This is a genomic window from Polaromonas sp. (assembly GCF_029945895.1).
Classification (GTDB): domain Bacteria; phylum Pseudomonadota; class Gammaproteobacteria; order Burkholderiales; family Burkholderiaceae_C; genus Polaromonas.
The window spans coordinates 22,301-45,462 of the sequence record NZ_JAQSDL010000120.1 but is presented as its reverse complement, the minus strand read 5'-3'; the positions used below and the strand labels follow the sequence as shown (position 1 = coordinate 45,462).

23 protein-coding genes are annotated in these 23,162 nt (G+C 64.3%); 8 read left to right on the top strand and 15 right to left on the bottom strand.

What is annotated here, in order from left to right; translation table 11 throughout:
* Window positions 1–12: 12 nt before the first annotated feature.
* The 7 genes from PSV33_RS19100 to PSV33_RS19070 all read right to left on the bottom strand — a co-directional run bounded on the left by PSV33_RS19100 (window position 13) and on the right by PSV33_RS19070 (window position 5,913).
* Entirely contained in the window at window positions 13–1,080 is a 1,068-nt protein-coding gene (locus PSV33_RS19100) for a DUF3426 domain-containing protein (RefSeq protein ID WP_300564231.1), read from the bottom strand.
* A gap of 53 nt (window positions 1,081–1,133) precedes the next feature.
* Window positions 1,134–2,117: a 50S ribosomal protein L11 methyltransferase gene (locus tag PSV33_RS19095; protein ID WP_300564321.1), complete on the bottom strand. Its 984-nt coding sequence runs from the start codon at window positions 2,115–2,117 to the stop codon at window positions 1,134–1,136.
* 151 nt (window positions 2,118–2,268) lie between these two features.
* Complete coding sequence (accC, locus tag PSV33_RS19090) at window positions 2,269–3,618, bottom strand: acetyl-CoA carboxylase biotin carboxylase subunit (protein ID WP_293593761.1); 1,350 nt, start codon at window positions 3,616–3,618, stop codon at window positions 2,269–2,271.
* Window positions 3,619–3,625: 7 nt separating this feature from the next.
* On the bottom strand, window positions 3,626–4,078 hold the full coding sequence (gene accB, locus PSV33_RS19085; protein WP_300564229.1) for an acetyl-CoA carboxylase biotin carboxyl carrier protein: 453 nt from the start codon (window positions 4,076–4,078) through the stop codon (window positions 3,626–3,628).
* A gap of 148 nt (window positions 4,079–4,226) precedes the next feature.
* Window positions 4,227–4,673, bottom strand: coding sequence for a type II 3-dehydroquinate dehydratase (gene aroQ, locus PSV33_RS19080; protein ID WP_300564319.1), 447 nt, complete (start codon window positions 4,671–4,673; stop codon window positions 4,227–4,229).
* Window positions 4,674–4,768: 95 nt separating this feature from the next.
* Window positions 4,769–5,305, bottom strand: coding sequence for a TlpA disulfide reductase family protein (locus tag PSV33_RS19075; RefSeq protein ID WP_300564227.1), 537 nt, complete (start codon window positions 5,303–5,305; stop codon window positions 4,769–4,771).
* Window positions 5,302–5,913, bottom strand: a complete 612-nt coding sequence (locus PSV33_RS19070; protein ID WP_300564225.1) for a hypothetical protein — start codon at window positions 5,911–5,913, stop codon at window positions 5,302–5,304. The genes PSV33_RS19075 and PSV33_RS19070 overlap by 4 nt, the downstream gene beginning before the upstream one ends.
* 283 nt (window positions 5,914–6,196) lie before the next feature.
* Between PSV33_RS19070 and mpl the strand changes: the two genes are divergently transcribed.
* Window positions 6,197–7,618: a UDP-N-acetylmuramate:L-alanyl-gamma-D-glutamyl-meso-diaminopimelate ligase gene (gene mpl, locus PSV33_RS19065; RefSeq protein WP_300564223.1), complete on the top strand. Its 1,422-nt coding sequence runs from the start codon at window positions 6,197–6,199 to the stop codon at window positions 7,616–7,618.
* Between the two features lie 68 nt (window positions 7,619–7,686).
* Here mpl and PSV33_RS19060 read toward each other — a convergent pair whose 3' ends face one another.
* The 8 genes from PSV33_RS19060 to rodA form a co-directional block, all read right to left on the bottom strand.
* The gene (locus PSV33_RS19060) at window positions 7,687–7,998 is read right to left on the bottom strand and encodes a hypothetical protein (protein WP_300564221.1); all 312 of its coding nucleotides are present in this window, start codon (window positions 7,996–7,998) and stop codon (window positions 7,687–7,689) included.
* Window positions 7,999–8,104: 106 nt separating this feature from the next.
* Window positions 8,105–9,130, bottom strand: a complete 1,026-nt coding sequence (locus PSV33_RS19055; protein ID WP_300564219.1) for a hypothetical protein — start codon at window positions 9,128–9,130, stop codon at window positions 8,105–8,107.
* Between the two features lie 126 nt (window positions 9,131–9,256).
* The gene (locus tag PSV33_RS19050) at window positions 9,257–10,381 is read right to left on the bottom strand and encodes a 3-deoxy-7-phosphoheptulonate synthase (RefSeq protein ID WP_300564217.1); all 1,125 of its coding nucleotides are present in this window, start codon (window positions 10,379–10,381) and stop codon (window positions 9,257–9,259) included.
* A gap of 383 nt (window positions 10,382–10,764) precedes the next feature.
* A complete protein-coding gene (locus PSV33_RS19045; protein WP_300564215.1) occupies window positions 10,765–11,340 on the bottom strand; it encodes a hypothetical protein in 576 nt (191 codons plus the stop codon).
* Window positions 11,341–11,358: 18 nt separating this feature from the next.
* Complete coding sequence (gene tldD / locus PSV33_RS19040) at window positions 11,359–12,897, bottom strand: metalloprotease TldD (RefSeq protein WP_300564213.1); 1,539 nt, start codon at window positions 12,895–12,897, stop codon at window positions 11,359–11,361.
* A gap of 98 nt (window positions 12,898–12,995) precedes the next feature.
* Entirely contained in the window at window positions 12,996–13,331 is a 336-nt protein-coding gene (locus PSV33_RS19035) for a YegP family protein (protein ID WP_300564211.1), read from the bottom strand.
* A 138-nt stretch (window positions 13,332–13,469) separates the two neighbouring features.
* A complete protein-coding gene (locus PSV33_RS19030) occupies window positions 13,470–14,348 on the bottom strand; it encodes an NAD(P)-dependent oxidoreductase (protein WP_300564208.1) in 879 nt (292 codons plus the stop codon).
* Between the two features lie 11 nt (window positions 14,349–14,359).
* Window positions 14,360–15,514, bottom strand: a complete 1,155-nt coding sequence (rodA, locus tag PSV33_RS19025) for a rod shape-determining protein RodA (RefSeq protein WP_300564206.1) — start codon at window positions 15,512–15,514, stop codon at window positions 14,360–14,362.
* A gap of 785 nt (window positions 15,515–16,299) precedes the next feature.
* Between rodA and PSV33_RS19020 the strand changes: the two genes are divergently transcribed.
* The 7 genes from PSV33_RS19020 (at window position 16,300) to PSV33_RS18990 (ending at window position 23,139) form a co-directional block, all read left to right on the top strand.
* On the top strand, window positions 16,300–16,884 hold the full coding sequence (locus PSV33_RS19020) for a YqiA/YcfP family alpha/beta fold hydrolase (protein ID WP_300564205.1): 585 nt from the start codon (window positions 16,300–16,302) through the stop codon (window positions 16,882–16,884).
* Between the two features lie 98 nt (window positions 16,885–16,982).
* Window positions 16,983–19,058: an RNB domain-containing ribonuclease gene (locus PSV33_RS19015; protein ID WP_300564203.1), complete on the top strand. Its 2,076-nt coding sequence runs from the start codon at window positions 16,983–16,985 to the stop codon at window positions 19,056–19,058.
* A gap of 18 nt (window positions 19,059–19,076) precedes the next feature.
* Entirely contained in the window at window positions 19,077–19,925 is an 849-nt protein-coding gene (locus PSV33_RS19010; RefSeq protein WP_300564201.1) for a TonB C-terminal domain-containing protein, read from the top strand.
* Entirely contained in the window at window positions 19,922–20,791 is an 870-nt protein-coding gene (gene aroE / locus PSV33_RS19005; protein WP_300564199.1) for a shikimate dehydrogenase, read from the top strand. Before PSV33_RS19010 ends, aroE begins: the two co-directional genes overlap by 4 nt.
* On the top strand, window positions 20,788–21,546 hold the full coding sequence (locus tag PSV33_RS19000) for a transglycosylase domain-containing protein (protein WP_300564197.1): 759 nt from the start codon (window positions 20,788–20,790) through the stop codon (window positions 21,544–21,546). The genes aroE and PSV33_RS19000 overlap by 4 nt, the downstream gene beginning before the upstream one ends.
* 1 nt (window position 21,547) lies before the next feature.
* Window positions 21,548–22,159 (top strand): 1-acyl-sn-glycerol-3-phosphate acyltransferase, encoded by a 612-nt coding sequence (locus PSV33_RS18995; RefSeq protein ID WP_300564195.1) that lies wholly within the window; start codon window positions 21,548–21,550, stop codon window positions 22,157–22,159.
* Entirely contained in the window at window positions 22,159–23,139 is a 981-nt protein-coding gene (locus PSV33_RS18990; RefSeq protein ID WP_300564194.1) for a phosphatidate cytidylyltransferase, read from the top strand. Before PSV33_RS18995 ends, PSV33_RS18990 begins: the two co-directional genes overlap by 1 nt.
* The last annotated feature ends 23 nt before the right edge of the window (window positions 23,140–23,162 follow it).

Sequence of the window (23,162 nt, the reverse complement as noted above, 5' to 3'; positions counted from 1 at the left end):
ATCTCGATTCAGTCAGGGATAAAAAGCAAGGACCCGGTAGCCGGCAATCCGCAAGGGAGCGAAAGGCCGCGCGGCAGACGCCGGGGAGGCGCTGGTGTCGGTCGGGGAATTCAGGATTCTGATGGCAAGAGCGCCTGAAAATTCGGCGCCTGCCGCCAGCGTGGGACTGGTGGCGCCCAGTTCGGCCGGGGTCAGCACACGCCGCAGCTGCGCCTGGTCCTGGGTGTCGGTCAGGGTCAGCTCCAGCGACGGCAGGGCCAACGGTATCGCACCTGCGTTCCGGATCACCACCTGGAGCCGGTAGGCGTCGGCGGCCAGCTTGTTGAAGGTCGAACTTTCGATCACCACCGATTCAATCTGCTGGGGCGGCTTGATCTCGCAACGCAGCGAGGCGCACAGGGTGGAAAGCGCCGGGCTCAACCAGGGCTGGGACACGGCCAGCGTGTTCCTCTGGAACAGGGCGACCTGCAGCACCAGGCCAGCCAGCAACACCACTGCCGTCAGTCCCAGCGCCACACGCAGTGCAGGCCGGCGCCAGAAGGCATCGCGCCTGGCATCGCGCACAAACGACACCTCTTGAACGTGCCCGGAGACAGGTGCTTCCGATTCACCGAAGGCACTTTCCGTGTAGCCCGCACGCGCGACGGGTTCCGCCGCCGCAGAAAAATCCGAGGGTTCCGGGCTCACCGAAAAGGCAAACACGTCGGCGGCGAGGTCTGGCGACGGCGACACCTGGACTTCGGGCATCGAGTAAGACTCGGCAACCAGTGCGGCTTCTTGCGCCGGCTCGGGATCAGACCACGCGGCTTCAGGCTCCGCTGAAGGCGCCACCAGCATGGGGGCCACGGATGCCGCATGGCCAGTGTTCTCCTGCATGTCAGGCCGCGCATCCCCCGGGGTGGAAACCGGCTCGTCGTTGGGGGACGCCGGGGACTGGGGCGCGTAGGGCTGCAGATTGGCTGCCGCGTCAAAAACTTCGGAGCAATGCCCGCAACGCACCCAGCCCTGGGAAATCTTGAGTTGGTCGGCCACGACTTTGAACATCGTGCCGCAGGCAGAACAGCGCGTAATCAGGCTCATTTAGCACCTTATTGTACGGGGCGTCTACGAGGCGTGATAAGGCGCGCGCCCGCTCAGAGCCGGGCGGTCATCAGTATCCAGCCGTCTTCCTGGTCTGCCACCTGCAGCTGACAGTAGGGCGCATAGGCGGCCTGGAGCTCGTCGGCCTGCCGATCGAGAATGCCGGCCAGCACCAATGCACCACCGGGAGCAACACGCGCGCACAGCAGCGGCGCCAGCACCTTGAGCGGCGTGGCCAGGATGTTGGCCAGCACGGTCTGGTACGTGCCTTCGGCCTTGTCGGGCAGGCCGGCGGAAAGGCTGACATGGTTCGCCTCGGCATTGGCCAGGGTGGACTGCACGGCTGCTTCATCAATATCAACCGCGTCAATGCTGGAGGCACCAAACTTGGCCGCACCAATGGCGAGAATGCCGGAGCCGCAGCCATAGTCGAGCACACGACCCAGAGGCATGCGCCGGGGAGCCACATCTGGCGCAGCAGAATTTCCCGACGGGCCGCCCCCAGGGAAATTAGCCCCCTCGGGGGGCAGCGAGGACACGCCAGTGCCGAGCGTGGGGGCACCAGCAATCCAGCGCAAACACATGCGCGTGGTCGGGTGTGTGCCCGTGCCAAAAGCCAGCCCCGGGTCCAGCCGGATCACCTGCCGGGCCTGCGCGGGCGGCTCGTGCCAGGTCGGGACAATCCAGAATTCGGGGGTGATCTCTACGGGTGTGAATTGCGATTGGGTAAGCCGCACCCAGTCCTGCTCGGGCACCGCCTGAATGGCCACCAGCTGGCAGCCAGCAAAAAAGTCCTGCACCGACAACACACGGGCCGCGTCGCGCGCGCCGGCTTCATCCGGAAAAAGCGACACCACGCGCGAACGCTCCCAGCCGGCCTTGGGCGGCGGCATGCCGGGCTCGCCAAACAGGGCCTGCTCGGCAGGCGTTTGTGCATCGGCATCTTCGACCGACACACTGAGTGCGTCGAGCGCATCCAGCGCCTCACTCAGCGTTTCGACTTGGGCGACGGGCGCCAGAAGAATCAGTTCAAACATCATTCGTTAGCCAGCAGAAAGTCTCGAGCGCGTCGTTACCAGCATCTCTTTCAAGCTGGGGCCGCGGATCTGGCTTTGCCAGTCCGCAGGCGCAGCGGCCCCCTCGAGGGGCAGCGCAGTACGCGAAGTGCCAAGCGTGGGGGCCATATGTTCACCTGTCACGTTGTGACAACCACTCTTCCAGGTAGTGGATGTTGGTGCCGCCGTCCATGAACTTGGCATCCACCATCAGTTCGCGGTGCAGCGCAATGTTGGTGTTGATGCCCTCGACCACGGTTTCGGCCAGCGCGGTGCGCATGCGGGCCAGGGCCTGCTCGCGGGTGTCGCCGTGGACGATGATCTTGCCGACCATCGAGTCGTAATTCGGCGGCACAAAGTAGTTCGTATAGATGTGCGAGTCCACCCGCACGCCCGGCCCGCCGGGCATGTGCCAGGTGGTGATGCGTCCCGGCGACGGAACAAACTTGTAGGGATCTTCGGCGTTGATGCGGCATTCGATCGCATGGCCCTTGATTTCGATCTGACGCTGCGTGAATGGCAGCTTTTCACCCGCCGCGATCTGGATCTGCGATCGGACGATGTCCACGCCGGTGACCCACTCGGTCACCGGGTGCTCGACCTGGACCCGGGTGTTCATCTCGATGAAGTAGAACTCGCCGTTTTCGTACAGGAACTCGAACGTCCCCGCACCGCGGTAGCCGATCTTCTTGACGGCCGCGACGCAGCGCTCGCCGATGCGCTCGATGATCTTGCGCGGAATGCCCGGGGCCGGCGCCTCTTCAATCACCTTCTGGTGGCGGCGCTGCATGGAGCAGTCACGCTCACCAAGCCAGACCGCATTTTTGTGTTGGTCGGCCAGGATCTGGATTTCGATATGGCGCGGGTTCTGCAGGAATTTTTCCATGTAGACCTCGGGGTTGCCAAAGGCCGCCCCCGCTTCGGCCTTGGTGGTCTGCACCGCATGCAGCAGCGCCGCCTCGGTGTGCACCACCCGCATGCCGCGCCCGCCGCCGCCACCGGCCGCCTTGATGATGACGGGGTAGCCGACCTGTTTGGCCGTGCGCTTGATGATCGCCGCATCGTCCGGCAAGGCGCCTTCGGAGCCCGGCACACAGGGCACACCGGCCTTGATCATGGTCTGCTTGGCCGAGACCTTGTCGCCCATGATGCGTATGGATTCGGGCGTCGGGCCAATGAACTTGAAGCCGCTTTTTTCAACCCGTTCGGCAAAGTCGGCGTTTTCGCTCAGAAAACCGTAGCCGGGGTGAATCGCCTCGGCGTCCGTCACCTCGGCGGCCGAGATGATGGCCGGCATGTTGAGGTAGCTCAGCGCCGAAGGGGCCGGGCCGATGCAGACCGACTCGTCGGCGAGCTTGATGTACTTGGCCTCGCGGTCGGCCTCGGAATACACCATCACGGCCTTGACGCCGAGTTCCCGGCAGGCGCGCTGGATGCGGAGCGCAATTTCGCCGCGGTTGGCGATCAGTATCTTTTTGAACATGCGGCGGTCACTCGATCATGAAGAGCGGCTGTCCGTACTCCACCGCCTGACCGTTCTCGCACAGGATGCGGGTGATGGTGCCGGATTTGTCCGCTTCAATCTCATTGAGGATTTTCATCGCCTCGATGATGCAGATGGTCTCGCCTTCCTTGACCTGGTTGCCCACTTCCACGTACGCCTTGGCGCCGGGGCTGGACGAGCGGTAAAAGGTGCCGACCATCGGGGACTTGACCGCATGGCCAGCCGGTGCGGCAGGCGCAGCCTCGACAGGCGCTGCCGGGACACCGGCCGCCGGAGCAGCCACCGGCGCCGGCATCATGGCCACGGGGGCCTGCATCACCATGGGCGCGCCGCCCGACTTCACAATACGGACCTTGCCTTCGGCCTCGGTGATTTCCAGTTCCGACACATTGGACTCGGAAACGAGGTCAATCAGTGTCTTGAGTTTTCTTAAATCCATGGTTTCTCCAACAACGGTGGGGGCCTGGCAACGGCAGCTCTGACATTCATGGAGCCGACGGCGTGACTGGCGGTCTTCCGGCGCCGCTTGCGCCTAAATTCCGCTTTCTACACCTTTCGGCGCCTAAAAATCAGCTAATTTTATTAATTCAGGCTATTTTAGCCAGACGCGAAAGAGCGAAGTCTACCGCATAGCGGTAACCGGCCGGCCCAAACCCCGCCATGACGGCTTCAGCCACATCCGAGAAATAGGAGTGGTGGCGAAAAGCTTCTCGCCGGTGGACATTGGAAAGATGCACCTCCACAAACGGAATGGCCACGCCCGCCAGGGCATCGCGCAGGGCCACGCTGGTGTGCGTGAAGGCTGCCGGGTTGATGACGATGAACTGCGTGCCGTCGGTACGCGCCTGCTGGATGCGGTCGACCAGGGCTCCCTCATGGTTGCTTTGGAAAGTTTGCAGCGATGTGCCGCGATCCGCGGCGAATTTAACCAAATCTTCGTTAATTTGATCCAACGTGGTCACGCCGTAAACCTGCGGCTCGCGGGTACCCAGCAGATTCAGGTTGGGGCCATGCAATACCAGGACGCTCATCAACTGTCTCCTTCCCGGCCAGTTGCCGGGCAAGACCGAACTTTACCCCATATCTGCCCTGTCTCCAGCCGCCGGCAAGGACTCCGCCCGGCCCGCCCTCAGCCCAGTTGCACCCATTGGGCCAGATCTTCGGGCGTCACCTTGCCGCTTTTGCGATGCAGCAGCTGACCCGACGCGCCAAACACCACCGTGAATGGCAATGCGCCCGACAGGTTGCCCAGCGACTTGCTCAGTTCGGTACCGGAAAAACCAGCCATGACCACCGGGAAAGCCAGGGGCTTGCGCTGCAGCCAGGTCCGCACGGCACTGGGTTGATCTACAGCCAATCCCAGTACTTGCCAGCTTTTAGCCTTGTTTTCCTGATAAAAGCGATCAAGAAGAGGTAATTCCTCGATGCATGGCGGGCACCAGGTGGCCCAGAAATTGACCAGCAGGGGTTTGCCGGCAAAACTGGCCAGCGCCAGGCTGGCACCGTCGGGCGTGTCAAAGGCCTGCGACCAGAACGGGTCCAGCGCGGCGCCCGGCCCGGCGGCAGCGGGTGCGCCATGGGGCTGAAACTGCCACCAGGCCACGCCTGCACCTGCGAGTGCGGCGGCGGCGGCGGCGCCGCCGAGCATCAGTTGGCGGCGTTTCATGATTGGGGCTCCTGGCTGGTCATCATCAGCAATTTTTGCACGTCGGCCAGGTCCCCACGCGGCTTGCGGCCTTTGGCGTCAGGCCGCAGCGCGCCGCGCAGGTGGTCATGGTCGTACACCATCAGGTGCACGCCCACCGTTTCCTGCAGGGGCTTGCACAGGCTGCGCACGCTCAGGGCCTCGACACTGTCGCCGGTGAACCCGGTCACGGTACGCGGTTCGTAATCCACGTTGTGGTCAATCAGCGCAATTTCGGCCGATTTCGGGTCGTCGCAGAAAAGCTGGATATAGATGTCGGACAGCCGCGTGGCCGTGCCGTGCCAGACAGCCCCGCCCAGGTAGGGGCGAAACTGCGCCATGCGTTGCATCCAGGTCAGGGCCAGCGCGCGCAGGGCGGCCAGTTCGGCCGGCTGGGTGTCCGCGCAGAACAGCGCGATGTATTCGCGCACCGCGTCCTCGACCTCGTCGTTGCCCGGCAGCTCGCTGCGGGTGGGCAGGTCCATCTGCTTGACGGCACGGCGTTTGGCCGGGCCGTACTCCAGGCCTTCTTCCACCACCAGCGCGGCGGCGGTGGCGGCAATTTCCAGTTTCAGGGGGTTGGGATTCACGGTGGGGTTCTCGGCGATGGGCCGCCAGCAAATCGGCGGCCATGGGTGCAGTGTTGCACTGGATTTTGCATGGGGTTGACCCGCCGGTCGGCGGTAAAGTTGCATGCGCGGGGGCAAGCAGCCCGCCGCCCGCCGCACGCACGCCTGCGAACGCTATGAAATAAATAGCTGCTTGCGCACGGCCTGTTTGGGCTGCAGGCATATTTCATCACAAGATCCGGCCAAAACGGCTGCCTGCGTGCCCGCCCGTCCCGACCAGCCGCCGGGCTCCTAGAATACCTGCATGCACATACATATTCTGGGAATCTGCGGCACCTTCATGGGGGGTCTGGCGGCGCTGGCCCGCGAGGCCGGGCACAAGGTCACGGGTTGCGACACGGGCGTCTATCCGCCCATGAGCGACCAGCTGCGCGGTCTGGGGATCGAACTGATCGAAGGTTACGGCGCCGACCAGATGGCCTTTGCGCCGGATGTGTTTGTGGTCGGCAATGTGGTGTCCCGCGCCCATGAGGCCAGCGGAAAACCCAAATTCCCCCTGATGGAAGCCATTCTGGACGCCGGCGTGCCCTACACCAGCGGCCCGCAGTGGCTGTCCGGCCATGTGCTGCACCACCCGACGCACCACCCCACCGGCCCACGCCATGTGCTGGCCGTGGCCGGCACCCACGGCAAAACCACGACGACCGCCATGCTGGCCTGGATTCTGGAGTGCGCCGGCCTGCAGCCGGGCTTTCTGGTCGGCGGCGTGCCGCTGAACTTCGGCGTGTCCGCCCGGCTGGGCACCGGCAACACCTTTGTGATCGAGGCCGACGAATACGACACGGCGTTTTTTGACAAACGCAGCAAGTTTGTTCATTACCGGCCGCGCACCGCCATCCTGAACAACCTCGAGTTCGACCACGCCGACATCTTCGACAACCTGGCGGCCATCGAGCGCCAGTTCCACCACCTGATGCGCACCGTGCCCGGCACCGGCCGGGTGGTCGTCAACGCCCGCGAAGAGAGCCTGGCCCGCGTGCTGGCCCAGGGCTGCTGGAGTGAGCGGGTACTTTTCGGCGGCTCCGCAGCAGAAGGCTTCTCGGCCCAGGGTGAACCAGCCGCTTTCGACGTGTGTCGGGACGGCCGCAAGGTCGCGCGCGTTGAATGGGCCATCAGCGGCGTGCACAACCAGCTTAACGCGCTGGCCGCCATCGCCGCGGCCGACCATGTGGGTGTGGCGCCACAGGCCGCCGCCGAGGCCCTGGCCAGCTTCGAGAACGTGCGGCGCCGCATGGAACTGCGCGGCACGGTGGTGCGCGCCGGCGGCAACATCACGGTTTACGACGACTTTGCGCACCACCCGACCGCCATCCACACCACCATCGATGGCCTGCGCCGCCAGCTCAACAACCAGGGTGGCGACCAGCGCATCCTGGCAATCTTCGAGCCGCGCAGCAACACCATGAAGCTGGGCACCATGACGGCGCAGCTGCCGTGGAGCTTGGAGCAGGCCGACCTGGCGTTTTGCCACGCTGGCGGACTCGACTGGGACGCCCGGGCCGCGCTGGCGCCCATGGGTGCGCGCGCGCAGGTGGCCGACAACCTCGACCAGTTGCTGGCGCAGGTCAAAGCCGCAGCGCGTCCCGGCGACCATTTGCTGTGCATGAGCAACGGCGGTTTTGGCGGCATCCACGCCAGGCTGCTGGAGGCGCTGGAAGCCGTTTGAAATGCTATCTTTACGATAGCTATCTGCGCTTTATCGTCAAGGGCTGCAGGCCAGAATGACCAACAAGCTCAGTAGCTGATGGCCATCGCCGGTACATCAATGTGAATCACCGGTTTGGCCAGCGAAGCGCTGGCCGCTCGTGCAAAGGCCTGGGCCCAGGCGCTGTCGGCAAACTGCTGCAGGCCCGCAGCCTGGGCCACCACCAGCACCTTGTCGGCCATCAGCAACTTGCCGGTGGGTCGCAGCGGCTCGCAACCCATCTGGGTGAACTGCTCGTCGAGCCACACCCTGGCCGCGTCGTGCGGCATGGGCTGGACCTCGTTGAGGTCTAAGCGGAGGGGTGGGCTGTTTTTGAAGGTGACGGTGACTTCGCTGTACATGGTTGCCTCGGTATCAAATCAGGGGGGCCTGCCAGCATGAACGCCGCCGCCGGGGCCGGCAATCGGCTAAAACCCGTGCTGGCGAGAGCGGGCGCCGCCCGCAGGTCTATTTGCGGCGCAGTTGGGCCGGAGCTGTCAGGTCATGCTTGCGCACGGGGGGCGGCGCCGGCCCTCCGGGCGCGCCGGGCTGGGCCTGGGTCAGACCGTTCCGTCTTCTGCCGGGAAGGCTGTCCTCCCCGCCCTCGAAGGAGGCGGTCCCGGCCTTGTCGGGGGTGGTGGTGATCGAACCGGCGAAATACAGGCTGGCAAGGTCCCGCGTCAGCTGGGCAGGCGTGAGCCCGGTGCGCTGCAGCAGGGCGTCAAAGTGTCCCGCAGCCTGCGACAGTTCACGCAGCAGGATCAGCTGCGTGTCCCTGATCCAGCGCATGGGCACAGCCGGCGCATGGCGAAAATAGACCGGCTTGCTGCGGTAGCGCGGCGGCAACACGTCGCGCTCTGTGCGCTGCGCGTAAATCCAGCGCAAATGGGTCAGGCTGCTGCGCTGAAAATGGCTCGGGATGTCGTGCGCCTGCAAGGGGCGCCGGTCCCACTGGGCGAGTTCGAAGTCGACCGGGTCGGCCTTTCGCAAAATGCCGATCCGCCATTCGTGAAAATCCATCACGGCCAGCAGCTGGCCCTTGTGACTGACGTGGTAAATCCCGGGCAGCAACTCGTTTTCACGCGCGATCAGTTGCCCGCCCAAAACAAACTGGGACCGCAAAGGCCGCAACCAGCCCTCGAAATGCTTCAACACTGCGGCCAGGCTGGCAGGCACACTCAGGTCGAAGGTGTGCTTGGGATCAAAATCGTCAGAGCACAGCGGCAGCGAGAAAGCGATCGGGCGGTCGACCTCCTCGAGATCAAGCTGCACGGCACGCTCGGTGGGCAGGCCGGCTAGAATTTTCAGGGTGTCCGCCGCCACAAGACGGCTTTTTTCACCACTGACCAGCCAGGCGTCGGCCTCCGCAAACAGGCCGACGCGCCATACCCCGCCACCGAGTGGCAACTGGCCGAGCAGCAGATGGAGCCGCTCGCGTTGCTCTGGCGTGAAACCAGCCAGACCCAGGCTGAGAAGGGGTTGCTCGGAGGACATGACGCTTTCGTGAACGACCGGTTCTTCTAGGACAACCCCATCGTGGGGCAGCGCGAAAGTGTAACCAGAAGTTCTAAATTTACCACCGAATCGTTAGCACGCCATCCCCCAATTGGGGGAGGCGCGTCAACGCGCGCGTCTGGCCTCGACGGCTTCGGACAATACATCCAGCAAACTGAGCGAATCTTCCCAACTCAGGCAGGCATCAGTAATACTTTTGCCGTACTCCAAATTCTGGGCATTGTCCTTGCCGGGTGTGAATTTCTGGGCACCGGGCTGCAAATGGCTCTCGACCATCAGGCCGAAGACCTGGTGCGAGCCCCCCGCGACTTGGGTGGCGATCTCACGCGCCACTTCCAGCTGTTTTTCATGCTGCTTGGAACTGTTGGCATGGCTGCAGTCGACCATCAGCGTGGCCGGCAGTTTGGCCGCCTCCAGCTCCTTGCAGGCCGCGCCCACGCTGGCCGCGTCGTAATTGGGCGCCTTGCCGCCGCGCAGGATCACATGGCAGTCCTTGTTCCCGCTGGTCTGCACGATCGCCACCTGGCCATTTTTGTGCACCGACAGGAAATGGTGGCCACGCGCGGCCGCCTGGATCGCGTCGGTGGCGATGCGGATGTTGCCATCGGTACCGTTCTTGAAGCCGATGGGCGCCGACAGTCCCGAGGCCAGTTCGCGGTGCACCTGGCTTTCGGTGGTGCGCGCACCGATCGCGCCCCAGGCGATCAGATCCCCGATGTACTGCGGCGAAATCACATCAAGGAACTCGCTGCCGGCCGGCAGGCCCAGGCGGTTGATGTCGATCAGCAGCTGGCGTGCGATACGCAGGCCTTCGTCGATGCGGTAGGTTTCGTCCAGGTAGGGGTCGTTGATCAGCCCTTTCCAGCCGACCGTGGTGCGTGGCTTTTCAAAATACACACGCATCACGATCTCCAGCGTACCAGCGTACTTTTTGCGCTGCTCGGCCAGGCGGCGCGCGTACTCGAGCGCAGCGGCCGGGTCGTGGATGGAGCAGGGGCCGATCACCACCAGCAGGCGGTCGTCCTTGCCGGCCATGATGTTATGGATGCTTTTGCGTGTCTGGGTGATGAGCGACTCCACAGGGGTGCCGCTGATCGGAAAGAAGCGGATCAAATGCTCGGGCGGGGGTAACACGGTGATGTCCTTGATGCGTTCGTCGTCGGTCTGGCTGGTTTTGTCGACAGGACTCGCATACCAGGCATCGCTGGTTTGGCTGGCTTTGGCATTCATGGCTGGTTTCCTTCTAGAACGTTCAAGAATCGATTCGGCAAATGGCAAATTCATGAGACAAAAAAAAACCGCCGGGGGCCCGGCGGTTTTCAAGAATCTGTTGCGTCTTTGTCTGCTTACGCGAGGATCTCTCTACCGCCGAAGGCGCTTGAGAACCAAAAGTAAGCAAAAAAAGATTTCGCGAAGGTCATGGGTGGAATGTAGCACAAGCGCGCAGCGCGGGCGAAACAACAAGCGCGCCGGCCTTCTCCACTCCTTCCGGGATCGCGGGAAGGTACCTCCTTTCAAGCAGGGGCCGCGGAACCGGCTTCGCCGGGCCGCAGGCGCAGCGGCCCCCTCGGGGGGCAGGAAGCGACACGCAGTGCGCGGCGGTGGGGGCCAGTCTAGCCGCGCAAGCGTTCCCACCAGGTCCGGGCCCGCTCCACCCGGGCCTCGTCGATTGCCGCGGAACCGGACTCACCGGTCTCCCGGCCGCCCAGCTGTTCGTACATATCGATCAGCAGCATGCCTTCACCCAAGGTCCGCCATCCAACCAGTTCGAAGTCCTCAAAACGGATGCCCTGCGGCTGCGGCGTGCCGGGCTTGTCCTGGGGGCTGGCAGCCAGCAGCCACTGGCCAATCAACACGCGAAAGTTGTTCAGCGCAGCCAGGTAGGTCGCGTATTCATAGAGACCCCGCCAGGCCGGTGACAGTGCAATCACCAGCGCGCGATGCTCGCGCAGGATGGTCATCAGGTCCATCAGCGGGGCCGCCAGAGCATGCAGATCGGGTTCACGCTTCAGGCCCGACAGCACCGCTTCAATGCCCACCGCCAGGCCGCCCATGCCGTCCGCAAGCTGCAGCGACTCCTCGTCGGCCATCGCCGAACGCAGGAAATGGCTGAGTTCACCAAAACTCTGGATGCTGGGCAGCAGCGTGGTCGGGTCAATCGGCAGGCGTGCGCTGGATCGCTCGCTCATGGTTGGCTCGCGGTCAGGTCAGGCGGTGCCGCCCACCGTCAGGCCGTCAATGCGCAGGGTCGGCTGACCCACGCCCACCGGCACGCTCTGGCCTTCCTTGCCGCAGGTGCCAACGCCGCTGTCGAGTTGCATGTCATTGCCCATCATGGTGACGCGGGTCAGCGCATCGGGACCGTTGCCGACAATCGTCGCGCCCTTGACGGGATACAGGATCTTGCCGTTTTCGACCCAGAAGGCTTCGCTCGCGGAGAACACAAACTTGCCGGAGGTGATGTCGACCTGGCCGCCGCCGAAATTGGTGGCGTACAGGCCCTTCTTGATGCTGGCGACGATTTCTTCGGGCGCCTTGTCGCCGCCCAGCATGTAGGTGTTAGTCATGCGCGGCATGGGCACGTGGGCATAACTCTCGCGGCGGCCGTTGCCGGTGGGTTTGACGCCGGACAGGCGCGCATTGAGCGAGTCCTGGATGTAGCCCTTGAGGATGCCGTCCTCGATCAGCACGTTGCGCTGGCTGGCGTTGCCTTCGTCATCGACGTTGAGCGAGCCGCGCCGGTCGGCAATTGTGCCGTCATCGAGCACAGTGACGCCTTTGGCGGCCACACGCTCGCCGATACGGCCCGAAAACGCGCTGGAACCCTTGCGGTTGAAGTCGCCTTCCAGCCCGTGGCCAATCGCCTCATGCAGCAGGATGCCGGGCCAGCCGGGGCCAAGCACCACAGTCATTTCGCCGGCCGGGGCCGGACGCGCTTCCAGGTTGGACAGGGCCGCCTTCACCGCGTCATTGACATATTCGTTGATCTGCGCCTCGTCGAAGTAGGCCAGGCCGAAACGCCCGCCGCCGCCGCCCGAACCCATCTCGCGGCGGCTCACGCCGGCGACTTTTTTCTCGGCAATCACGGTGACCGACAGCCGCACCAGCGGCCGCACGTCAGCGGCCAGCGTACCGTCGGCGCGCGCGACCATCACCACGTCGTATTCGCTGGCCAGGCCAGCCATCACCTGCACGATGCGCGGGTCTTTCGCCTTGGCGAGTTTTTCCACGCGTTCGAGCAGCTTGACCTTGGCCGTGCTGCCCAGCGTGGCGATCGGGTCCATGTCGCGGTACAGCGAGCGACCGGGCGCGACCTTGCGTGCCGGCACCTTAACGCGGCCGGCACGGGTGGCCGCCGAGATGGTGCGCACGGTACGCGCCGCGTCGAGCAGCGACGCCTCGGAGATATCGTCGGAGTAGGCAAACGCGGTTTTTTCACCGCTGACCGCACGCACGCCCACGCCCTGGTCGATGCTGAAGGAGCCGGTCTTGACGATGCCTTCTTCCAGGCTCCAGCCTTCGCTGCGGGTGTACTGGAAATACAGGTCGGCGTCGTCGACGCCGTGCGAGGTGATTTCTCCGAGCGCCCGGCTCAAATGCGCCTCGGTCAGCCCGAAAGGTGCGAGCAGCAGCTTTTGCGCAATCGCCAGCCGTTCCGACGTCGCGTCGGCGCTGGGACGGGCGGCCCGCGCACCGGTGAAAGCTGTCTTGCGGGCAGAGGCCGGCGAGGATTTGAGTGAGGTCATGCTGTCATTGTAGGCAGTCTGACCCGGCCCCGTCCCTGCAAGGCTTCTGTCGCCCGGGGCGGGAAGACGCCCGGAACAACGATCGTCTCTGGCGACGATCAGGCACTCAGGTCGCTGGTCGCCGCACCCGGGCCGTTGGTTTTGCACGATTCGATGCCGTTGTCGCGCGCAGCCGCGCTGGCGTACATCTGGCTCTGGCCGATCACCTGGTTGTTGCCGGCACGCAGGGTGAAATAGGGCGATCCGTCCTTGCCGTCAAGACGCACATACCGGGCGTCGTCACCGGCATTTTTCTTGACCGATTCGATGCCTGCCAGGGCGCTGGCCTTGGCGTCGTACATCTCGCTGGCCAGAATGGTCTGCCCATTGCCTGCCAGCAATGAGAAGAAATACTTGTCGTTTTTGGACTTCTTGAGTTCGAATTTACCGGCCATGGCGAAGCTCCTTTAATTGAAAGCAGGGATGAACAAACAGGCATCCCGCTTGTACCCTGCCACAGGCGTTCTGGCAACCCTGGTTGCGTGACGTGCAACCGGACGCCGGCAACGCAGCAGCGACGCGGGAGACAGTGCTTACTGGTCAGCCAGGTATCTGAAAATCGCCGCGTCATCAAGCCCGGCCAGCCCCGCCCGATGGGCTGCAGCAAACACTTCGCTGGCATGTGCGCCAAGCGGCCCCTCGAAGCCGGCGGCCCGGGCCGCCTCCACCGCCAGGCGGGTGTCCTTTTCGAGCAGCGTCACATGCGCGCGCGGCGCATAGTCGCCGGCAAGAGCCCGGCGCATGCGGTCGGAGCCTATCCAGCTCTGGCCGCTGGACTGTTCGATGACGTCCAGCGTCCGCGCTGGATCCAGCCCCAGCCGCCCGGCCAGGGCCAGCACTTCGGCCGCCCCGACCAGGTTGATGCCGGCCAGCAGGTTGTTGACCAGCTTGGTACGGGCGCCATCGCCAGGGTGGTCGCTGATGCGAAAGACCTTGCCCGACAGGGCCTGCAGCAAGCCCGCCTGCTGTTCATACACGGCCGGTGCGCAGGCGACCATGAGGCTCATGGAGCCATCACGCGCCCGCGCGGGGCCGCCCGACATGGGCGCGTCCAGCGTGTGCACACCCAGCGCCGCCAGCCGCACCGCAAAAGCCTCGACATCCTGCGGTGAGATCGTCGGGCACAGCATCACGGTGTGCCCCGGCTGCAACATGCGGGCCAGGCCGTGCGGCCCGAACAACACGACGTCGGTCTGAGCGGCATCCACCACACAAACAATAAATGCTACTGAATTAATAGCTGCCTGCGCAGGTACAGCAAGGGCTGAAGCCCCTTTTTCTTTCAAATCGGCGACTTTGGCAGGATCGATGTCGCAGACCTCTACGGCCCAGCCCCGCGTCAGGAGGTTGGCCGCCATGGCGCCACCCATGTTGCCGATCCCGATGATTGCAACGGCTGGTCGTGCACTCAATGGTCGTGCACTCAAGATTGCACAAGCCGTTTGGCTTTTGAAATCGACATCAATATCCCGACCGCCAGCCCCAGCGTGACCATGGCCGTGCCGCCGTAACTGATGAAGGGCAGCGGCACACCGACCACCGGCAGGATGCCGCTGACCATGCCCATGTTGACGAAAGCGTAGGTGAAAAAAATCATGGTGACCGCACCGGCCAGCAGGCGGGAAAACAGCGTGGGGGCCTCCAGCGCAACGATCAGGCCGCGAAAGATCAGGAAAATGAAGCCGGCAATCAGCAGCAGGTTGCCGACCAGCCCGAACTCCTCGGAGTAGGCGGCAAAAATGAAGTCGGTGGTGCGTTCAGGAATGAACTCCAGGTGGGTCTGCGTGCCCTGCATGAAGCCCTTGCCGAACATTCCCCCCGAGCCGATGGCGATCATGCCCTGAATGATGTGAAAGCCCTTGCCGAGCGGGTCCCGCGTCGGGTCAAGCAGCGTGCAGATGCGCTGCTGCTGGTAGTCGTGCAGCACCGGCCAACGCACGCCGTCGGCGCACAGTTGCGGCTCGAACCAGACCACCAGGAAAATGCCGGCCAGCACCAGCAGCACCGGCGGCGCAATCAGCTTCCAGCTCAGTCCCGCAAAAAAAATCACCGCCAGGCCGGCCGCCAGCACCAGCAGCGAGGTGCCCAGGTCGGGCTGCTTCATGATCAGCCCCACCGGCGCCAGCAGCAGCAGGCCGGCGACCAGATAGTCGAGCGGACGCAACTGCCCTTCACGTTTCTGGAACCACCAGGCCAGCATCAGCGGCATGGCGATTTTCAGGATCTCGCTGGGCTGGATCACGATGCCCAGGTTGATCCAGCGTTTGGCGCCTTTTTTGGTGATGCCAAAAATCGCCACGGCCACCAGCAGGGCCACGCCCAGCACATACAGGGGCACGGCAAACGCCATGAGGCGCTGCGGCGGGATCTGCGCCACCACAAACATGATGCCCCCGGCGATGAGCATGTTGCGGCCATGGTCCACAAAACGCGTGCCGTGGTCGAAGCCGGACGAATACATGATCATCAGGCCGGCGCTGGCCAGCAGGAAAACGGCAAACGCCAACGGCCCGTCAAAACCCTGGAACATCGGGGCGGCGCGCTGGAAAAGGGAGGGTTTGTCGAAAACGGCGGACATGAGGGGGGATTATCTGCCAGCCTTGCGCTGGCGGTTTGTGAATTGAAGTTAATCCGGCATCACGCTGCGCCTTGGGTTTGCACTGGACAGTAGGTCCAACTCCCCACTCCCTCCCCCGCCCCTCCCTCGCCCCGCTGGGCGATGGCGGGGAGCTTCATCTGGCCGCGTGTGCTGCGCTCGCGTGCAAACATGACGGCCGCGTGCCCCGATATGACGCGCTTTGCGCGTCATGTCTCCCCGCACCCGAACCCGCATTTGTTCCCCCCACCCGTCGGGCTGGGCCGAGCAGCGCAGACGGAGGCGGGATCAGGGCGGCAGTTGTCCGAGGCGCTAGCCGAGTTCTGCCGACCCCCGCCGGAGTCGAGCAGCGCAGGTTGCCCCGGAGCGAAGCGCAGGGGACCCAGACCATCGGGTCGCCTTTCTTTTCCTTAGGTGTGGTGTTCGCCTAACTTCGCTTCGCGAAGTGAGCGAACCCCGCGCGTGCAACGCGCCTTTGGCGAGCAAAGAAAACCCGCTTTGCGGGTTTCGCCAAAAGTAAGTCGCCCGCCGGGGCGAGACCCGGGCTGTTGGCGAGCCCCAGCGCAGGAGGAAAAGGCGGCTTCAACCCTGCGACAGGCTCAGGACAGGCCAAGCCCAGCCCGAACGACACGCCACAACGCTATCAATTCAATAGCTACTTGCGCTTACGGGACAAGGGCTGCAGCCACTTTTTATTCAAATAATCCACAACAGCCGGCCGCCACAAAGGGACTCAAAGGAACACAGAGGGATTTACCATACGCCCCATGCCCACCACCCACCTCCTCTACCTCCACGGCTTCCGCTCCTCCCCCCAGTCCGCCAAAGCCCGGCAGGTCACCGCCTGGATGCAAGCCCACCACCCCGAGGTGGTCTGGTGGTGTCCGCAACTGCCGCCTTCACCGCGGGAAGCAATGGAGCTGGTAAGCCAGGGTATCGCCGGCGGGCCGCGTGACACCATGGCGGTGATGGGTTCGTCGCTGGGCGGCTTCTACGCCACGCAGGTGGCCGAAACCTGCAGCTGCAAGGCCGTGTTGCTCAACCCGGCGGTGAATCCGGCGCGCGACCTGGCGAAGTACATCGGCGAGCAGACCGCGTGGCACGACCCGAATGAACACTTTTTCTTCGAGCCAGGATTTGTCGATGAGCTGCGCCTGCTGGCACACGGCCCCCTCGCGCGGCCGCAAGACTATTTTGCGGTGATCGCCAAGGGCGACGAGGTGCTGGACTGGCGCGAAATGACCGGCCGCTACGCCGGCGCCCGCATCAGGCTGCTGGAAGGCGGCGACCACGCCATCAGCGACTTCGAGCGCCACCTGCCGGAGGTGATGGACTTCCTGGAACTCGCCTGAGGCTGGCCGGGGGGCGGCTGATTACACTAGCTGGTACTGCAGCCCGGACGTAGCAACGGCGTCGGATTGTCGGTCCAGAGTAACCAAAGGATGACGTTTTGTTTGTATTGTTTGAAGAGGCCGGCAAGTTTCTGGCCGGCCGCATCTTGTCCGAAGCGGACACCTCGCTGCAGGTGGAGCTCGACTCGGGCAAACGGGTCAAGGTCAAGGCGGCCAATGCGCTGCTGAAATTTGAAAAACCGGCGCCTGCCGAGCTGGTCGCTGCCGGCCAGAAGTTGAGTACGGAGATCGAGCTGGACCTGGCCTGGGAATTTGCGAGCGACGAGGAATTCGGCTTTGCCGACCTGGCGCGTGACTATTTCAGCGCCGACCCGGCCAAACCGGCCTCCACCGAGCAGCAGGCCGCCGCCCTGTTCCGCCTGTTCGAGGCGCCGCATTACTTCCGCCGCGCCGGCAAGGGACGCTTTCGCAAGGCGCCGGCCGAGATCCTGCAGCAGGCGCTGGTGGCCATCGAGAAGAAAAAACAGGTCATCGCGCAAATCAGCGCCTGGGCCGAAGAACTGACGCAGGGCCAGTGCCCGGTGCCAGTGCGCGAGCAGCTCTACAAGATCCTGTTCAAGCCCGACAAGAACAGCCCCGAATACAAGGCCGTGGTGGAGGCCTCGCGCTCGGCGCACAAGGCGCCGCTGGACCTGCTGCAGCAATCAGGCGCGATTGCCTCGCCCTACCAGTTTCACTGGAAACGCTTCCTGTTTGAAAACTTCCCGAAAGGCACGGGTTTTCCGGCCGTGCAGGCCCCTGCCATCAGCGACGAGCTGCCCCTGGCGGACGTCCGGGCGTTTTCCATCGACGACTCCAGCACCACCGAGATTGACGACGCGCTGTCGGTGCAGGGCCTCGTGAGTCAGGGAGGCAATGGCACGGTCACGCTGGGCATTCACATTGCCGCGCCGGGGCTGGCCGTGCTGCCGGGCAGCCCGGTGGACGCGTTGGGACGCGCACGCCTGTCCACGGTGTACATGCCGGGTTACAAGCTGACCATGCTGCCCGACGAGGTGGTGCAAAGCTACACGCTGCAGGAAGGGCGCAACTGCCCGGCCCTGTCGCTGTATGTCACCTTCGACGAAGCCACGCTGGCGATCGGGGAGACGGTGACGCGGCTGGAGCAGGTGCCCATTGTGAGCAACCTGCGCCACGACAAGCTGGACGGCACTTTCAACGAAGCTTTTTTCGAAGCGGCGCAGGCCGCACCGCCCACCGCCATCCCCTGGGGGGTGGAGCTGACCTTTTTGCACCGGCTGGCCATGTACCTGAAGGCCCAGCGCGAAGTGGTGCGCGGCAAGCCGGAAAACTTCAACCGGCCTGACTACAACTTCTCGCTCGACATTGCCCCGGGCAAGGAGCCGGAAGGCAACGAGACGGTCAGCATCGGCATCCGCAAACGCGGTGCGCCGCTGGACCTGATCGTCGCCGAGGCCATGATCCTGGCCAACAGCACCTGGGGCGAGTGGCTGGCAACGCATGGCGTACCCGGCATTTACCGCAGCCAGGCCAGCCTGCTGCCGGGCGTCAAGGTCCGCATGGGCACCAAGGCCTTGCCGCATGCCGGCATAGGCGTCAAAAGTTACGCCTGGGCCACCTCGCCGCTGCGCCGCTACACCGACCTGGTCAACCAGTGGCAGATCATCGCCTGCGTCAAACACGGCCGCACGGCCGCGCTGGCCGCACCGTTCAAGCCGAAAGACGCGGAGCTGTTTTCCATCATCTCCGGCTTTGATGGCGCCTACAGCGCCTACAACGGTTTTCAGGCCGGCATCGAGCGTTACTGGACGCTCAAATACCTGCAGCAGAACAAGATCACCGAGCTCACGGCGACGGCCTTCAAGGACAATCTGGTGCGCGCCGACGACCTGCCGCTGGTATTGCCGGCCGCTGGTGCCCAGGGGCTGCCGCGCGGCGCGAAGGTGCGCATCCGGCTGGGCGACATCGACGAGATCACGCTCGACATCCACAGCACGGTGCTTGAGCGCCTGGACGCCGTGCTGGACGACGCCGGTGCCGAGCAGGTGGCCGAGGAAGACAACGAATCGGAAATCGCCGCGGGTCCGATCTCGATCGCCGTCGATCTGAACGAGCCGGCCGACGACGCCGCCGCTGCGGCAGGCACGGCTTAGCACCCATAATCCAGTCCTGTGAAGTCTCCCAGCACCCTGCACATCGCCCTGGGCGTATCGCTCGCCGTCCATGCGGTCCTGCTGACCGTGCGTTTTGTCGATCCGGAACGTTTCAACCGGATTTTCCAGGACACGCCGCTGGAGGTGATCCTCGTCAACGCGAAGTCCAGCGAACGCCCGGACCAGGCCAAGGCCATTGCCCAGGCCTCGCTGGCCGGCGGTGGCGAGGCCGAAAAAGGCCGCGCCACCAGCCCGCTGCCGCCTTCGGCGCTGACCGAACTGGGTGACGCCAGCGAAGATGCGCAGCGCAAGGTCGAGACCATGCAGGAGCAGCAGACCATGCTGCTGGCACAGATCAAGAAGCAGCTCGCAGCCATGCCGCCGCCTGACCCCAAAGTGGCATCCGCCGACCCGGCCCAGGTCGAGCGCGAGGAAAAACGCAAGCAGCTGATCAAGATCCTGGCGGAAATCGAACGGCGCATCAACGAAGAAAATGCGCGGCCCAAAAAGCGTTACATCAGCCCTGCGACCCGCGAGGAGGTGTATGCCGTGTACTACGACACGCTGCGCCGCAAGATCGAGGAAAAGGGCACGGTGAACTTTCCCGAGCAGGCCGGCAAGAAGTTGTACGGCGAACTCACCATGGTGCTCACGGTGAACCACGACGGTCGCATCCTGTCCACCGAGGTGGCCGAAACCTCGGGCAACCTGACGCTGGACCGGCGCGCGCAGAGCATTGCGCGCAGCACCGGCCCGTTTGACCGTTTCAGCGAGGCCATGCGCCGCAAGGCCGACCAGATCGTGGTGGTCTCGCGTTTCAGGTTCACGCGCGACGAGACGCTTGAAACCAAACTCACCGATCGATGAGCGCCCGCATGGATCACTATGGCGTCGTCGGCAACCCGGTGGAACACAGCAAGTCGCCCGCCATCCATGCGCGTTTTGCCGAGCTGACCGGCCAGGCCATGGACTACTGCAAGCTGCTGGCGCCGCTGGACCATTTCGCCGCGACGCTGCAGCAATGGATAAACAGTGGTGGACGCGGCTGCAACGTCACCGTGCCCTTCAAGTTCGAGGCGTTCCGGCTGGCCGGTACCGCCACAGACCGCGCCCAGCTGGCGCAGGCCGCCAACACGCTGAAGTTCGACGCCGGCCGCATTGAAGCCGACAACACCGACGGCATCGGCCTGGTCAACGACATCCAGAACAATGCAGGCGTCCCGCTGGCCGGGCGGGACCTGCTGCTGCTGGGCGCCGGTGGTGCCGCGGCCGGCGTGCTGGGGCCGCTGCTGGCGGCCGGCCCGCGCCGCCTGGTTGTTGCCAACCGCACGCACGCGCGCGCGGCCCTGCTGGTGGCGCACCACGCCAGCCATCCTTCGCTGCAGCAGTTGCTACAAAAAACAGAGCTGGTGGCGCAGGACCTGCAAGGGCTGGAGGCCGATTTTGATGTGATTGTCAATGCCACGGCAAGCAGCCTCGGCGGTGCGGCCATCACGCTGGACCCCAGCGTGCTCAAACCCGGCGCACTGGCCTACGACATGATGTATGGGCCGGCCGCTCAGGGCTTTGCCGACTGGGCGCGGGCCCACGGCGCCGTGCCGCGCGATGGTCTGGGCATGCTGGTGGAGCAAGCGGCCGAGTCCTTCCTGTTCTGGCGTGGCGTGCGCCCGCCGTCTGCCCAGGTGCTCATGGAAATGCAACAACAACAACAACAGCCGAAGGCGCCCGCATGAAGGCCCTGCTGCGCTGGATGCTGCTGGTGCTGCTGGCCGCCGTGGCGCTGCAGCTTTATTTTGTCGGTCGCATCGCCCTGATGGCCGTGGTGGACCCGCAGTCCACGGCCTTCCAGCGTTCGGAAGCCTATCGCCTGGCGACGGAAAAGGACGAGCTCAAATGGCGCCAGCAGTGGGTGCCCTATGCCGAGCTGTCAGCCAACCTCAAACGTGCAGTCATCGCTTCCGAAGATGCGACCTTTGTCGAGCACGAAGGCGTGGACCTGGAAGCCCTCGAAAAGGCCTGGGAGAAAAACACCCAGGCCGAGCAGCGCGCCGAAAAGGCCAACGGAAAGCTGTCCAGCCGCGCCGCGCCCGCAGGTGCAGCCAAAGCCGCCAAACCACCGAAAATTGTGGGCGGGTCTACCATCACCCAGCAACTGGCCAAAAACCTGTTTCTCTCGGGCGAACGCACCCTGATGCGCAAGGGGCAGGAACTGGTGCTGACCCTGCTGCTCGAAGCCCTGTTGAGCAAGCAGCGCATCCTGGAAATCTACCTCAACAATGTCGAATGGGGCGAAGGCGTGTTCGGCGCCGAAGCCGCGGCCCAGCATTATTTCCGAAAGCCTGCCGCCAGACTCAGCGCCTACGAGGCCGCGCGCCTGGCCGTCATGCTGCCGCGCCCCAAGTACTTCGAGACCCGCCCGGGTTCGGGCTACCTGGCCTCGCGCGCCTCCACCATCGCCGCGCGCATGGGCGGCGTGGAGGTGCCCTGACATGTTGGCGAAATGGATGAGTTTCTTCCTGCTCGGATTGATCCGGGCACTGACCGGTGCGCAGGCGCGCTGGCAGGGTTGCCCGCCCAAGGCCGAGCAACGCATCTATTTCGCCAACCACCAGAGCCATGCCGACCTGGTGCTGATCTGGGCCGCCCTGCCCAGTGAGCTGCGCAGCATCACCCGGCCCATCGCGGCCAGGGACTACTGGACCAAAACGCCGTTCAAGCAGTGGCTCACCACGGCGGTGTTCAACGCGATCTACGTGGACCGCGCAAAAACCAGCGACCAGGATCCGCTGGAGCCCTTGATCGATGCCCTCGAAAGCGGCGACTCCATCATCCTGTTTCCCGAGGGCACGCGCGGCAACCAGGAGGAGCCTCAGGCCTTCAAGTCGGGCCTGTACAACCTGGCGCAGAAATTTCCGCAGGTGGTGCTGGTGCCGGCGTGGATCAACAACGTGCAGCGCGTCATGCCCAAGGGGGAAGTGGTGCCGGTGCCCATCCTGTGTTCGGTCACCTTCGGCGTGCCCATGGCGCTGCAGGAAGGTGAGGACCGCAGCGCCTTCCTGGCGCGTGCGCGGGACGCTGTGCTGGCACTGAGGGAAAGCTGATGAGCAGTTTTCTGCGCAACCTGAGCCCTTCCAGCCAAGTCGGCCTGCTGTTTGTCATGGTGTTCGGCCTGCTGATTGCTGCCAGCATCGCGGCGCTCGTCATGTCACTGCGCGACAACGGCGAGGACGAGATCCGCACGCAGGACATCAAGGAGTTCAGCAGCCTGCTCAACACCTCGTGGCTCATGTGTACCGTGTTCTGGATCGGCTGGGCCCTGGGCGAGACGGTGGCCACCCTGCTGTTTGCACTGGTGGCATTTTTCGCGCTGCGCGAATTCATCACGCTGTCGCCGACCCGCCGCGGCGACCACCGCAGCCTGGTGCTGGCTTTTTTTGGGGTGCTGCCGGTCCAGTTCTGGCTGGTCATGACCGAGCGCTTTGACCTGGTGACTGTGTTCATCCCGGTGTATGTGTTCCTGGCGATCCCGGTGGTCAGCGCCCTGGCCAACGACCCCCAGCGCTTTCTGGAGCGCAATGCCAAGCTGCAGTGGGGCATCATGGTCTGTGTTTATGGCATCAGCCATGTGCCGGCCCTGTTGCTGCTGGATTTTCCGGGCTACGGCGGCAAAAACGCCTTCCTCGTCTTTTTTCTGGTGTTTGTCGTGCAGACCGGCATGCTGGTGCAGCACCTCGCCGCGCGCAAGTGGCCGCGCCCGCCCACGGCGCCGCAGGTGAGCCAGAGTTTCCACTGGAGCAGCTGGCTGATCGGGCTGGCGGTCGGGGGGTTTGTCGGCGGCTTGATGTCGGGCCTGACACCCTTCAAGCCGGGTCAGGCCGTGGCCATGGCGCTGACCGCCTGCGTGGCCGGCTCGCTCGGCCACCTGGTGATGAAAGCGCTCAAGCGCGACCGCGGCATTACCAATTGGGGCAGCGAAGGCCGGTCGGTCACCGGCGCCAGCGGCCTGCTGGACCGGGTCGATGCCCTGTGTTTTGCAGCGCCTGTGTTCTTTCATTCGGTCCGATGGTATTTCGGGCTCTAGCCCAATACCGGCGGACTGAAACA

Excerpts from the sequence above, each read along its gene's own strand:
- PSV33_RS19100 (WP_300564231.1), bottom strand. The coding sequence starts at position 1,080 with ATGAGCCTGATTACGCGCTGTTCTGCCTGCGGCACGATGTTCAAAGTC.
- PSV33_RS19035 (WP_300564211.1), bottom strand. The coding sequence starts at position 13,331 with ATGGCCGGTAAATTCGAACTCAAGAAGTCCAAAAACGACAAGTATTTC.
- PSV33_RS19020 (WP_300564205.1), top strand. The coding sequence starts at position 16,300 with ATGCCCACCACCCACCTCCTCTACCTCCACGGCTTCCGCTCCTCCCCC.
- PSV33_RS19050 (WP_300564217.1), bottom strand. The coding sequence starts at position 10,381 with ATGAATGCCAAAGCCAGCCAAACCAGCGATGCCTGGTATGCGAGTCCT.
- PSV33_RS19045 (WP_300564215.1), bottom strand. The coding sequence starts at position 11,340 with ATGAGCGAGCGATCCAGCGCACGCCTGCCGATTGACCCGACCACGCTG.
- accB (WP_300564229.1), bottom strand. The coding sequence starts at position 4,078 with ATGGATTTAAGAAAACTCAAGACACTGATTGACCTCGTTTCCGAGTCC.
- accC (WP_293593761.1), bottom strand. The coding sequence starts at position 3,618 with ATGTTCAAAAAGATACTGATCGCCAACCGCGGCGAAATTGCGCTCCGC.
- mpl (WP_300564223.1), top strand. The coding sequence starts at position 6,197 with ATGCACATACATATTCTGGGAATCTGCGGCACCTTCATGGGGGGTCTG.
- aroE (WP_300564199.1), top strand. The coding sequence starts at position 19,922 with ATGAGCGCCCGCATGGATCACTATGGCGTCGTCGGCAACCCGGTGGAA.
- rodA (WP_300564206.1), bottom strand. The coding sequence starts at position 15,514 with ATGTCCGCCGTTTTCGACAAACCCTCCCTTTTCCAGCGCGCCGCCCCG.
- PSV33_RS19060 (WP_300564221.1), bottom strand. The coding sequence starts at position 7,998 with ATGTACAGCGAAGTCACCGTCACCTTCAAAAACAGCCCACCCCTCCGC.
- PSV33_RS19075 (WP_300564227.1), bottom strand. The coding sequence starts at position 5,305 with ATGAAACGCCGCCAACTGATGCTCGGCGGCGCCGCCGCCGCCGCCGCA.
- PSV33_RS18995 (WP_300564195.1), top strand. The coding sequence starts at position 21,548 with ATGTTGGCGAAATGGATGAGTTTCTTCCTGCTCGGATTGATCCGGGCA.
- PSV33_RS18990 (WP_300564194.1), top strand. The coding sequence starts at position 22,159 with ATGAGCAGTTTTCTGCGCAACCTGAGCCCTTCCAGCCAAGTCGGCCTG.
- PSV33_RS19000 (WP_300564197.1), top strand. The coding sequence starts at position 20,788 with ATGAAGGCCCTGCTGCGCTGGATGCTGCTGGTGCTGCTGGCCGCCGTG.
- PSV33_RS19055 (WP_300564219.1), bottom strand. The coding sequence starts at position 9,130 with ATGTCCTCCGAGCAACCCCTTCTCAGCCTGGGTCTGGCTGGTTTCACG.
- PSV33_RS19095 (WP_300564321.1), bottom strand. The coding sequence starts at position 2,117 with ATGTTTGAACTGATTCTTCTGGCGCCCGTCGCCCAAGTCGAAACGCTG.
- tldD (WP_300564213.1), bottom strand. The coding sequence starts at position 12,897 with ATGACCTCACTCAAATCCTCGCCGGCCTCTGCCCGCAAGACAGCTTTC.